Annotated in this window: 10 protein-coding genes; 6 read left to right on the forward strand and 4 right to left on the reverse strand. The window is 50.2% G+C overall.

Annotated elements, in window-relative coordinates; translation table 11 throughout:
* The coding region (locus HMPREF0636_RS02640; RefSeq protein WP_248616867.1) for a transposase at positions 1 to 170 on the reverse strand (170 nt) is incomplete at its 3' end.
* A 457-nt stretch (positions 171 to 627) separates the two neighbouring features.
* The gene (locus tag HMPREF0636_RS02650) at positions 628 to 2,499 is read right to left on the reverse strand and encodes a heavy metal translocating P-type ATPase (protein WP_044168328.1); all 1,872 of its coding nucleotides are present in this window, start codon (positions 2,497 to 2,499) and stop codon (positions 628 to 630) included.
* A gap of 484 nt (positions 2,500 to 2,983) precedes the next feature.
* Between HMPREF0636_RS02650 and HMPREF0636_RS02655 the strand changes: the two genes are divergently transcribed.
* The 6 genes from HMPREF0636_RS02655 to HMPREF0636_RS02680 all read left to right on the forward strand — a co-directional run bounded on the left by HMPREF0636_RS02655 (position 2,984) and on the right by HMPREF0636_RS02680 (position 10,418).
* The gene (locus HMPREF0636_RS02655; RefSeq protein ID WP_044168329.1) at positions 2,984 to 3,589 is read left to right on the forward strand and encodes a riboflavin synthase; all 606 of its coding nucleotides are present in this window, start codon (positions 2,984 to 2,986) and stop codon (positions 3,587 to 3,589) included.
* Positions 3,590 to 3,591: 2 nt separating this feature from the next.
* Complete coding sequence (locus tag HMPREF0636_RS02660; RefSeq protein ID WP_044168330.1) at positions 3,592 to 4,818, forward strand: type IX secretion system plug protein; 1,227 nt, start codon at positions 3,592 to 3,594, stop codon at positions 4,816 to 4,818.
* 82 nt (positions 4,819 to 4,900) lie between these two features.
* Positions 4,901 to 6,127, forward strand: a complete 1,227-nt coding sequence (locus HMPREF0636_RS02665; RefSeq protein WP_005467777.1) for a hypothetical protein — start codon at positions 4,901 to 4,903, stop codon at positions 6,125 to 6,127.
* A gap of 162 nt (positions 6,128 to 6,289) precedes the next feature.
* The gene (locus HMPREF0636_RS02670) at positions 6,290 to 8,041 is read left to right on the forward strand and encodes a phospho-sugar mutase (protein ID WP_044168331.1); all 1,752 of its coding nucleotides are present in this window, start codon (positions 6,290 to 6,292) and stop codon (positions 8,039 to 8,041) included.
* A 117-nt stretch (positions 8,042 to 8,158) separates the two neighbouring features.
* On the forward strand, positions 8,159 to 8,896 hold the full coding sequence (locus HMPREF0636_RS02675; protein ID WP_044168333.1) for a 2-phosphosulfolactate phosphatase: 738 nt from the start codon (positions 8,159 to 8,161) through the stop codon (positions 8,894 to 8,896).
* 262 nt (positions 8,897 to 9,158) lie between these two features.
* Positions 9,159 to 10,418, forward strand: coding sequence for a phosphoglycerate kinase (locus HMPREF0636_RS02680; protein WP_044168528.1), 1,260 nt, complete (start codon positions 9,159 to 9,161; stop codon positions 10,416 to 10,418).
* A 112-nt stretch (positions 10,419 to 10,530) separates the two neighbouring features.
* Here the strand turns inward: HMPREF0636_RS02680 and nagA are convergent, their stop codons facing one another.
* Both nagA and HMPREF0636_RS02690 read right to left on the reverse strand, forming a co-directional pair.
* On the reverse strand, positions 10,531 to 11,709 hold the full coding sequence (gene nagA, locus HMPREF0636_RS02685; RefSeq protein WP_005467772.1) for an N-acetylglucosamine-6-phosphate deacetylase: 1,179 nt from the start codon (positions 11,707 to 11,709) through the stop codon (positions 10,531 to 10,533).
* A gap of 15 nt (positions 11,710 to 11,724) precedes the next feature.
* The gene (locus HMPREF0636_RS02690; RefSeq protein ID WP_044168335.1) at positions 11,725 to 12,306 is read right to left on the reverse strand and encodes a Maf family nucleotide pyrophosphatase; all 582 of its coding nucleotides are present in this window, start codon (positions 12,304 to 12,306) and stop codon (positions 11,725 to 11,727) included.
* Positions 12,307 to 12,359 lie beyond the last annotated feature (53 nt).

Raw genomic sequence — 12,359 nt, forward strand, 5'->3', positions numbered from 1 at the left:
AGGAATTCGCTGAAGAGGATGGAGTCATTGATCCGTTCTTCGACTTCGTAATCACTCAGGCCGTACCAAGTCTGAAGCAGTAGGATCTTGAACATCATCAAGGCATCATAAGCCGGATTGCCTGTGGCGTTCTGAGTCTTTGTATACTTCTTGTTGAGTAGTGTGCGAATACCTCGCCAGTCAACACAAGAGCTGATCTGTCGAAGGAACGAGTGTTTCAGGCGGTCGCGACGCACCTGTGTATAAACTTGCAGGAAGCTCGGAGCGGATTCAGTTTGTTTGGTTGGAATAGCGATACGACTATTTTATCCATGAAGATACTAAATATCAGTAATATACGCAAATGGAATAGACCTAGATCCCCTCCAGTGCCGTGCAATGGTCTCATATAGAACGAAGCTAGCCCCTCAGTGATAGCTCGTTCGTTATTGGCATCTAAGGCGTTGGTCGCCTCGTCCAAGAAGATGAATTGTGGATTTTTGTACACCATTATTGGCAAACTTCTTCTTATTTCCTTCACCTTTTCGATGACTTGCACAAAAAACCATAATGATAGACGATGGAAATTTGGGGAATTACATGCTATCATTATGGCTCTTTAGTTAGTTGGCATTTGTGGCCAGATTGTTATTTCAGAGTCCTAGCTGCATTCAGCACAACAAGCACCGTTACACCAACATCAGCGAATACTGCCATCCACATGGTAGCCAGTCCGAAGAAAGCGAGGATGAGCACTGACATTTTGATGCCAACGGCAAACCAAGTGTTCTCCCTTGCGATGCGCAGTGTGCGTCGAGCCTGACGGATAGCTACGGCTATCTTCGACGGCTTGTCGTCCATCAACACCACGTCGGCTGCTTCGATGGCGGCATCACTGCCCAGTCCGCCCATCGCAATGCCCACATCGGCACGTGCTAACACGGGAGCATCGTTGATGCCGTCGCCAACGAAGGCCATTGTCCCTTCTGCATTCTCTTTGAGAATTGTTTCCACTTGACTCACTTTGTCGCCTGGCAAGAGTTCAGCATGATATTCCGCAAGTCCAACGGTCTTAGCCACATCGGCAGCCACTTCTTCCTTGTCGCCCGTGAGCATCACCAATCTCTTCACACCTTCTGCCTTGAGAGCATTTACCGCATCAGCGGCATCCTCCTTAATTTTGTCTGACACTACAATATGACCTGCATATTCTCCATCGATGGCAATGTGGAGAATGGTACCCACTTTTTCACAGGGTTGCCACTTTGCGCCCACGCTCTCCATCAAATTCGTATTACCCACACTTACCGACTTGCCATTTATACGAGCCGTCACACCCTGTCCAGCTGTCTCCACTACGTCCTTTACATCGCAGCCGTCGTTTTTGTCAGGAAAAGCCTTGCGAATGCTGAGGGCAATGGGGTGCGTGGAATATCGTTCCACATGAGCAACTAAGTGCAATAATTCATTGGGGGCAATATTTTCGGGATGAATAGCAGTAACGTCAAACACACCGTGTGTCATAGTGCCAGTCTTGTCAAAGGCAATCGTGCGCACCTTTGCCAATGTCTCCATATAGTTAGAGCCCTTAATGAGCACACCCTTTCGCGATGCTCCACCGATGCCTCCAAAGAAAGTGAGAGGCACGGAGATAACGAGAGCACAAGGGCATGACACTACAAGGAATGTGAGAGCGCGATAGATCCACACGCTCCACAACTGCCCATTGACGAGCAACGGTGGTATAACTGCCACCAACAAGGCAAGTACAACTACTATGGGCGTGTATATTTTGGCAAACTTGGTGATGAATTTTTCGTTCTTCGACTTATTTTTTGTGGCGTTTTCCACGAGGTTGAGCACCTTTGCCGCCGTGCTCTCGCCAAATGCCTTGGTTACTTTTGCTGTCACCACACCATTGAGATTTATACATCCCGACATGATGTCATCGGCAGGGCGAATGGTACGCGGTACGCTCTCGCCTGTCAATGCAACTGTATTCAGACTTGATGCACCATCGATAACGATACCGTCCATCGGTACTTTCTCTCCTGGTCGAATTACAACGATGTCGCCTACCTTCACCTCTTCGGGATTCACGTCCACCAGCTCTTCACCACGCTTTACATGGGCGATGTCGGGACGGATGTCCATCAGCTGAGAGATACTCTTTCGGCTTCTACCCTCGGCAAAACTTTCAAAGAGTTCGCCCACTTGAAAGAAGAGCATCACAAACACCGCTTCAGTGAACTGTGGTTCTGCCCCCGGCATAAAACCGATGCAAAGGGCCCCTAATGTAGCTATAGCCATGAGGAAGTCCACATCCATGCCCTCGCCATGTGCAATGTCCTCGGCAGCTTCCGTTAGCACGTCGTAGCCCACAACCAAGTAAGGCACAAGATAGACAAGCAATAGTTGCCATATCAGCAGGTTCATTGTCCGTTCTACCAATACCGATCCTACTAAGAGTACACTAGCAGAGATTATCCTTATAAGTTTGTTTCTATTTTCCTTTTCCATAATTTCCACAACTTTTGTTTTTTGCAAATATTAGGATATATCTTTTGCAACTCAGTTGCAAAGATTCCCTACATCTGCACATTCCACCCTAAAGTGCAACAGTCTATGTTGAGTAGTGTGCGAATACCTCGCCAGTCAACGCAAGCGCTGATCTGTCGAAGGAACGAGTGTTTCAGGCGGTCGCGACGCACCTGTGTATAAACTTGAAGGAAGCTCGGGGCGGATTCTGTCTGCTTAGTAGGCATAGTTATACGACTATTTTATCCATGAAGATACTAAATATCAGAAATATACGCAAATGGAATAGACCTGGGTCCCCTCCAGTGCCGTGCAATGGTCTCGGGATGCTGGGGGGGGGACACTATAAGCGCCTCACCACAGCGGAACTAACACTCGGGGGCAAAGTCGTACCTTTGTCTCTAGTGAGTGCTTCAGACATCGTCCCAAAGAAGCACCCTTTACATCAGTTCCTATCATTATAGCTATGTTTTCTGGAATAATAGAAGGCTGTGGTCGGGTTGTTGCCCTAGAGAACCACGGAGACAACCTCGACATTACACTCTCTTGCCCTTTTGCCTCAGAGCTCAAGATTGACCAAAGTATTGCCCACAATGGCGTATGCCTCACGGTCGTTGCTCAGAGTGGAGACACCTACACCGTCACAGCCATCCGTGAGACACTTGACCGCTCTAATCTAGGCAAGCTCCAGATAAGTGACGAGGTAAACCTTGAGAGGAGCATGCTCCTAGGTGGTCGCCTGGACGGGCATATCGTACAGGGACATGTGGACATGACCGCCCTATGTACCTCAGTCGAAGAGGCGAATGGGAGCTGGCTCTATCGCTTCGAGCATCAGACCGACAAGGCACTTGCCGAGCGTGGCTACATCACCGTAGAGAAAGGCTCGATAGCTGTCAATGGCGTGAGCCTCACGGTATGTGACTCAGAGAAGACATCCTTTGGTGTGGCGATCATCCCATACACACACGAGCATACGAACTTCAAGCATATACGTGTCGGGAGCGTGGTGAACCTCGAGTTCGACATCGTCGGGAAGTACCTCTGCAAGATGCAGGCTTACGAGGGCTAGCTATGGGACGTCCCCTGCTCCTCTCCATACTAGTATGGCTCTCCTCTGCCCTCAGCCTCTGGGGGCAGATGGGTGCAGTACAGGTACGTCTCGAGGGGGAGAGCATGGTAGATCATCCTCGCTTCCCCCTCTTAACTCTCGGGGGGAAGGAGCGGTTAAACATCTCTTTTGACCTATTAGGGGATGGGGGCGATTTGCTCTCATATCGTCTCAAGAGCTACAACGCCGATTGGACTCCCTCCCCTCTACTCCCCGTGGAGTACATGCAGGGGTTTGATGCCTCCCTACCCTTTGCGCCTGAGCCTAGCCGATCCACCCTTGTCCCCTATGCTCACTATAGCTTGACCTTCCCCAGCGAGGGTGAACGCATCAAACGGTCGGGAAACTATAAACTTGAGTTCTACTCCGAGCATGACCCCAGTCGAACCCTATTAGAGATTCCCTTTGCCGTGGTAGAGCCCCTTCTGGAGCTGCACACAGAGCTTACCGATGCTGCCTATGAGGACTATCGAGGCCGACACCAGCAGGTAAACCTTCGGGTGACAGCCCCTAGCTTCTCCCCTCCAAATGATGACGGACTACGTATCATCGTCCTGCAGAATGCTCGCTGGGATAATGCTGTGACTCTCACAACCCCTTATCTGAGGCTTGGACAAGAGCTACACTTCGAACAAAGTCGGGGGGCACGCTTCCCTGCTGGCAACAACTACCATCGTCTGGAGCATCTGTCCGAAAGAGCTATCGGGCTAGGCATAGAGCGGGTTAACCTCGAGGAGGGACGTTACACAGTCTATCTACACCCCATACGCAACGAGAGCGAGCAGGCCTATCGCCACGAGGAGAGCCACCAAGGGCTACAGATTATCCGCACTACGGGGAGTGACACTCCCGGTACAGAGGCCGATTATCACAAAGTATATTTTCGCTTCCTCAGCCCAAAGCTAGAGGGTGGAGATGTACTACTAGAGGGTGAAGCCTTCCGCTATCTACCCCTCTCGGAGCGCATCCTACGTTATAATCAAGAGGAGGGCACATATGAGGGCTCTGTACTGCTCAAAATGGGGTATCAGGAGTATCAAATACTCTTTCAACCTAGGGGTAGCCAAGCTCTACTTGCACAGCCTACCCTTGGGGATCATTACCAGACCAAGAATAGGTACACGGTACTTGTCTACTATCGCTCTCGCTTAGACAAGACCGAGCGTCTGCTCGCTACCCAAGAGCTGTAGCTCAGGACACTCTATACAATATTACCTACCTTTGCAAGCAAGAGAATAGAGCAATCATAACAATAGCAACCAACGAACAAGTATGAAGACAAAACTGACATGGGCACTGCTTCTCACCATGGCTCTTACCCTAGCCTCTTGTGGAAGCAAGTCTAAAGACGAGCCCAAACCAACACCTCCCACTCCTCCCAACGGTATCGGCACAGTAGATAACAATGATGCCGATGGGAAGAAGGCACTTGCTGCACCCATCTACTTCCGTATCCCTAACGGAAAGGCGTTTAAACTTCAGGTAAAGGGATCGAAAGATCTAAAGCTCATCGGAGCCAGTGCTACCGCAAAGAAGGACATCTACACCTCTGGTATAGCTGGCATCGTAGGGGTAGAGGGTACCCTCGAGACTCTAGACCTCATGGCGAATGGTATCACCGAGTTCAAGATTGCCAAAGCAACAACGAGCCTCAAGAAGCTAACCCTGTTGACAGCTGATGGTGGAGGTCAAGCAGTCTCCTCCATAGACCTCACTAATGCTCCCGAGCTTACTTATCTATGGCTCGCAGGGCACGTCCTAGAGACCCTTGACCTCACAAAGCAAACTAAGCTCGTAGAGCTTGGCCTCGGGAGCTTCGGGGCTGGAGATCCATTCAATGGCAAGGAGCGCAGCAGTAACTATAAGAAGGTATCCTTAGCGACAAACAACGTTATCGAGCGTATCGTTACCCGCACACCCCTTAGAGTCTCGACCCTTGACCTAGACAACCTACCCAAGCTCAGATTCTTTCTTGCTCAATCTCCACAGCTTGAGAAGGCTTCCTTCGCCAAGAGTAATAACCTTGAGGTCGTCTACATGAGTAGATTTACAGCAGGGCAACCTGTTGAGCTTACCCTAGAGAACAAGCCCAACCTCAAGGATATCAGCTTGATTGATGTAGTCATCCCTAAGGTGAAGCTACATAACCTCCCTGCACTATCTTCCCAGAGCAACATATCTGGTATTAAAGCAACAAAGAGCGCAGACTTTGCTGGTATCCCTAGTAGCATGCTACCCTCCATCCTTGACAAGTTCTCACCCCAGACGGTAGAGACGCTCACGCTATCCGGCTCTGACGTAACGAAGCTAGACGTCTCTGCCTTTGCAGCCCTCACCAATCTGAACCTCAAGGGTACAGGTCTAAGCGAAACAGAGCTGATCAACACCATCAAGCAGCTCAAGCAAGCCTCAGGTAAGCTCTTCATCGAAAGCTCACGTAACACCACGGGCGTACAGAAGGCTCTTACCGACAAGGGCTGGACAGCTGAGACAAACTAATCCACGGCTTAGCCTACTACACCACGACATAGCCATCCCCTATACCTTGCCCCTCCAAATAGAGGCAGGTATAGGGGATAGCTGTATAAAGCCTTGACGAAAAACCTTATCTTTGCTCTACTATCGTCTGATAAATATTGACATAATCATAATCCAAGACTTATGGAGCAAAATGAATTCTTGGCACAGGTACGTGCTAAAGCTACAGGTTGGCTAGCCCCAGGCTACGATGCCGAGACTCGCCACGAAGTACAGAGGATGCTTGACAACCCAGACACGACTGAGCTCGTAGAGGCATTCTACAAGGACTTGGAGTTCGGTACGGGTGGCCTACGAGGCATCATGGGCGTAGGCTCAAACCGCATGAACCGCTACACCGTAGGTGCGGCAACCCAGGGGCTTGCGAACTACCTCAAGCGGGAGTTCGCCTCTCTTCCACAGATAGCCGTCGCCATAGGGCATGACTGTCGAAACAACAGTGATGTCTTCGCTCGCATAACAGCCGAAGTCTTCTCTGCCAATGGGATTAAAGTGTATCTCTTCGACGCTCTACGCCCAACTCCAGAGGTATCCTTTGCCATTCGTGAGCTAGGATGTCAGAGCGGTGTCATGATCACAGCCTCGCACAACCCGAAGGAATACAATGGCTACAAAGCCTACTGGAATGATGGGGCTCAGATGATAGCTCCTCATGACCGCAACACCATTATCGAAGTAAATAAGGTGACGAAGGTCGAGGATATTCACTTCGATGCACGCCCAGAGCTTATCGAGCTCATAGGTGAGGACTTTGATCGTAAGTTCATCGAGCGTGTGGCTAGCCTTTCCCTACCTCAGAAGGAGTCGATTGCTCGCCACCATGACCTAAAGATCGTCTACACCCCTATCCATGGCACTGGGGTACGAATTATCCCTGCTACCCTTAGAGCAATCGGCTTTACCAACATCATCAATGTCCCAGAGCAGGATGTCGTCAGTGGCAACTTCCCTACTGTCCACTCCCCCAACCCAGAGGAACCAGTAGCCCTAGAGCTGGCTATCGCTCGTGCAGAAGCAACAGGTGCAGACCTAGTCTTGGCCTCTGACCCTGACGCGGACCGCATAGGTGTAGCTGTCCGCAACAACGAGGGCAAGATGGTGCTCATCAATGGTAATGAGATCTGTGCTCTGCTTACTTACTACGCCATCGCTAGCCGTAGAGACTCTGGGCGGCTACAGCCAGAGGACTACGTGGTCAAAACCATTGTCACCACCGAACTCATCCGCACCATAGCAGAGCAGAATAAGGTAACACTCTTCGACTGCTATACAGGCTTTAAGTGGATTGCTGATGTCATTCGTCAGAATGAAGGCAAACGCAATTACATCGGAGGTGGTGAAGAGAGCTACGGCTTCCTTCGCGAGGACTTCATCCGTGACAAGAGCTCTGTCTCAGCCTGCTGTATGTTCAGCGAACTCGCTGCTTGGGCCAAGGACAAAGGTCTCTCTATCTACCAGCTCCTGCAACAGGTCTTCCTCGAGTATGGTCTCTACAAGGAGCAGGGGGTAAGCGTTGTCCGTAAGGGGAAAACGGGTGCTGAGGAAATCGAAGCTATGATGAAGAACTTCCGTGAGAACCCCATGAAGAGCCTTGCTGGTAGCCCTGTCATCGAGATACTAGACTATGCTAAGCTTGAGGGACGCTGGCTTGATAAGCGCGAGGTCTTCTCTCTCGACATGCCTACCACGAGCAATGTCCTGCAGTACAAGACAGCTGATGGGACAAAGGTCTCTATCCGTCCCTCAGGTACAGAGCCCAAGATTAAGTTCTACATCGGTGTGCGTGGCAAGGTCAGCTCCATCGAAGAGCTACCCTCAGCTGAGACAGCTTGTCTCAATAAGATCGCTACGATCCGCCAGGAGCTAGGCATCTAAAATGCCCTCTTCTCTTAGTAAGGAGACTGTGCTACGACCTCATGAGCAGTAGCACAGCCTCCTTATTTATGTATCTCATTCCTCTGTTTAAGCATCTCATAACATCCCTCTCTCCCTATGAATATCTACCTCTGCCCCTCACCCGAGCTCTATCCCCTCTATCATCGTCCAGGGGCTATTGTCATCATTGTGGACATCTTCCGCGCCTCCACAACGATGATTACCGCTCTGGCACACGGAGCACGGAGTATCCTACCGGTAGCAACGACAGAGGAAGCAGAAGAGCAAGGTAAGGCTCTGGGGTGCTTAATCGCTGCCGAACGTAATGTGATGAAATGCCCATTTGCTCAGCTAGGGAATGATCCTGCGGAATACACCGAAGCCCTTGTATCAGGGCAGGATATCGTCTTTACCACAACCAACGGTACTCGTGCACTGAATATAGCAACCGAACACGGAGCAGAGGAAATACTCGTTGGGGCATTCACCAATCTTAGTGCTACGCTACGCTATTGCCATACACAGGGAAAGGACGTCCTAATCCTAGCTGCAGGATGGAAGGGACAACTCGCACTGGAGGATACACTCTATGCAGGAGCCTTTGCCTTCCTCGCCGAACAAGCTACGATTGGGAAGGCCTCTAATGATGGGACACTCATCCTTCGTGACCTATGGCAAGCCAAGGCTCAAAGTCTAGAAGATCGCATCACCTACATCCAGCACTCTGAGCACTATGCACGCCTAGTACAGGCTGGATTTTCCTCTGCCGTCCCACTTTGCATGACCCTAAACACAACGTCAATCATCGCTCGAATGCGAGGAGCTCGTCTTCTCCCGATAGACAGCCAGCCATAGCCTCGTTCCTTCATGCCTCTCCTTCCTTCCGACACCTCTAAAACTCCCCCCACCATATTTCTTTATCTCATAAACTCACTACGCTGATATCCCCTTGTCTATTATTTGGTTTTCGGGCTGTTCGTAGGTGCTATATCAAGACTAAATCTATCCATACAGTCCCTCTGATAGATTGTGCACTCACCTTACTGCTAAGTGTATATAATTACGTACTTTTGTAAGCAATTCAATGATAATGTATTCTAAACAGACAGATCGTTCTATGACTATCGACCAATTCGACTTCAAAGGCAAGAAGGCCTTCGTACGTGTAGACTTCAATGTCCCACTCGACGAGCACTTCAACATCACCGATGATACACGTATCCGCGCTGCTCTGCCAACCCTCAAAAAGATCCTTGCTGATGGTGGATCAGTCATCATCGGCTCGCACCTCGGCCGTCCCAAGAAGGTCGAAGATAAGTTCTCCCTCCGCCATATCCTCGCACATGTCTCTAAGCTCCTTGGCGTAGAGGTGAAATTCGCTCCCGACTGCGTAGGTGAAGAAGCTCGTACACTGGCAGGTAACCTAAAGCCAGGTGAGGCTCTACTACTAGAGAACCTCCGCTTCTATGCTGAAGAGGAAGGTAAACCTCGTGGGCTAGCTGAGGATGCTTCGGACGAAGAGAAGGCAGCAGCTAAGAAAGCAATCAAGGAGAGCCAAAAGGAATTCACGAAGAAGCTCGCTGCTCTGGCTGATGTGTATGTGAATGATGCCTTCGGGACAGCACATCGTGCACACGCCTCCACTGCCCTCATCGCTGCTTACTTCGATGCAGACCACAAGCTCTTCGGCTATCTCATGGGTAAGGAGGTAGACGCCGTAAATAAGGTGATGCAAGACATTCGTCGTCCATTCACTGCAATTATGGGTGGATCGAAAGTCTCCTCTAAGATTGATATCATCGAGAACCTCCTCGGGAAGGTAGATAATCTCATACTCACAGGGGCAATGACCTATACCTTCGCTAAGGCTGCTGGTGGTAACATCGGGAATTCTCTCTGCGAAGATGACAAACTTGACCTCGCTCGTGAGATTGTAGCTAAGGCTAAAGCCAATGGAGTGAACCTTGTCCTATCAACGGACTCCAAGATTGCAGATGCCTTCAGCAACGATGCCAAGACAGACTTTGCACAGAATGATAATATCCCCGCTGGCTGGATCGGTATGGACATCGGTCCCGACAGCATCCGTGCCTATCGTGAGGTAATCCTAGGCTCGAAGACAATCCTATGGAATGGCCCTACGGGAGTCTTTGAGATGGATAACTTCTCTGATGGCTCACGTGCCGTAGCAGAAGCAATCGCAGAGGCAACAGCCGCTGGTGCCTTCTCGCTTGTCGGAGGTGGTGATAGTGTAGCCTGCGTGAATAAGTTCGGCTATGCTGACAAGGTCTCCTACGTCTCCACTGGTGGTGGTGCACTGCTCGAGGCTATTGAGGGGAAGAAGCTCCCAGGTATCGCCGCTATCGAAGGCGAATAATCCTCCTCTCTACTTCATCAATACACGAGCCCCCAGATAGCCGAATGGCTATCTGGGGGCTCGTGTATTAGTACATTCCGAAGAGATATACTTCTCTTAGATATATCGCTTCCTAGTCGTTATAGAGGAACTCCTGACCTCGGACAACACGACCTCGGTGCATTACGAAGCGAAGCTGTAAATCTTCGTTGAGGAAAAGTACATCTGCATCCCGCCCAGCCTCAAGAGCTCCCTTATCTGCCTCAATGCCCATGATACGAGCAGGTGTCGCTGTCGCCATGTAAACAGCATCAATCAATGGAATACGTGCCTGCTTCACAGCCGTACGAATCAGTCGATCCATCGTAGCAACACTCCCCGCCAACGCAGATCGGTCAGAGAGCTTGCAGACACCATCCTCTACGATAGCATGCCCCGTAGGATCCTTGAAGTCGGGAGGTGTACCCGTATAGAGTAGAGCATCAGTTGTGAGAGCCATCCGTTCGCGCCCCTTCGTTGCATAGGCCAGATGCACCATCAATGGTGGCACATGTATGCCGTCACAAATAACCTCGATATCAAAATCGGGCATGTCCAAGATTGTTTCTACAGCTCCAGGTACCTTATAGACACCCTTCTTATGCGAGACCTTCATGGCGTTATAGAAATGTGTAGCGAGCGTATAGCCATGCTCCCAAGCATCCTTGATTTCCTTCTCTCCTGCCTCAGTATGGGCTATTGCTGTCACGACATTAAATTTCTTGACATAACGCCCAAACTCCAATGTCCCCTCGATCTCTGGTGCAGCATCCCAGCGACGGATAATGCCATTACCTCGCTCCATGATCTTCATATATTCCTCTGGGTGAGCAGCACGAATGAGCTCTGGGAGCTGTGCTCCAGCCATCTTAACCGAGAAGTAAGGTCCCTCTAGGTGTAGCCCCTCAACTGTAGAAGTTTCCTCTGGGATAAGAGCTTCCGTACACTCAATGCCCTTCATGATTGTCTCATAGCTGGAGGTAGAGAGTGTAGGGAAGATTGTAGTCGTGCCATTCAAGAGGTGATAGTCAGCTGCCGTGCGGAAGGCCTCGACAGTACCATCCATGAAGTCCGCCCCAGCGGCACCATGTACGTGCATTTCAATTCCCCCAGGGATAATGTAGGAGCCACGAGCATCGATCCGATATGCCCCCTCCACTGGGATCTCGGTGTTTAGAATGGCTCGTATCTTCTTACCTTCGATGAGTACCGAGCCACCATCTATCCATCCAGAGGGCGTATAGATACGTCCACCTACTATTTGTGTGTACATCTTATTTTGTAGTAATTATAATGTCTTGAGGTATTTGTTGATTAAATGTACAGGTAGCCCCATTACGGTATAGAATGATCCTTCGATCCTGCTGATACCGGCATAGCCTACCCATTCCTGTATTCCATAAGCTCCAGCCTTATCTAGTGGGCTATAACGCTCTACGTAGTAACTAATCTCTTCACCCGTGAGAGGGAGAAAGTCTACGGTAGCCGTATCCATGAAGGAATGAACCTTCCCTGCCACACATATTGCTACACCTGTGGTCACATAGTGTCTCTCTCCAGCGAGCCTGTGGAGCATCGCTTTAGCTTCCTCTCCATCCTTAGGCTTACCAAGCACTTGACCTTTGAGGAACACAAGCGTATCGGCTGTGATGAGTAGGGTATTTGGCTCTAGGGAAGGGAAGTACGCCTCAGCCTTGCGTGCAGCTATGTAGCGTGGGATTTCCTCCAAAGGAAGCCCATCGGGATAAGTCTCATCTAAATCGGGCAGGACACGCTGCTCGAAGGTTAAATCAAGCCCTCTCAGGAGCTCTACTCGCCTCGGTGACTGTGAGCCGAGGACAATCTTATAGTTACTTAAGTTCTCCCACATCAGAATAGGGAACTGAAATAGTATCTTTTACTCTTCTTTCGCTTTCCTCTCTG

The sequence above is a fragment of the Porphyromonas catoniae ATCC 51270 genome (assembly GCF_000565015.1).
Taxonomy (GTDB): Bacteria; Bacteroidota; Bacteroidia; order Bacteroidales; family Porphyromonadaceae; genus Porphyromonas; species Porphyromonas catoniae.